At 61.5% G+C, this 418-nt stretch carries 1 protein-coding gene; it reads left to right on the forward strand.

Annotated features, from left to right (window positions below; all coding sequences use genetic code 11):
* Window positions 1–105: 105 nt before the first annotated feature.
* Window positions 106–418, forward strand: a 313-nt coding sequence (locus GVL04_RS24225; protein WP_159709178.1) for a F0F1 ATP synthase subunit A, incomplete at its 3' end; no start/stop codon positions are given.

Raw genomic sequence — 418 nt, forward strand, 5'->3', positions numbered from 1 at the left:
TGCCTGCATTGGCGCTGTTGGCCGGTATCGCCGTCGGCTTGATGTTCCAGGTCCTGGCCATGGCCAGGCGTTGACAGAATTCAATTAACTGAAGGTTCCGGACACATGGCGGGCGAGGCTCTAACCCCTACCAGCTACATCCAGCATCACCTGCACAACCTGACCGCACCGGTCGGCAAGGGTGAGGGTATGTTCTGGCATATCCACGTCGATACCTTCCTCACCGCCGTCCTGATGGGCCTGGTGATCGTTGTCGCGTTCTGGCTGGGGACCCGCAAGGCCACCGCCGGCGTGCCGGGCAAGTGGCAGGCCTTCGTCGAGATCTGCCTGGAGTTCGTCGACCGCCAGGCCAAGGACACCTACCACGGCAAGAGCAAGCTGGTCACGCCGATCGCCATCACGATCTTCTTCTGGATCC

The organism is Arthrobacter sp. 18067 (genome assembly GCF_902706295.1).
In the GTDB taxonomy this organism is placed as follows: domain Bacteria; phylum Actinomycetota; class Actinomycetes; order Actinomycetales; family Micrococcaceae; genus Arthrobacter.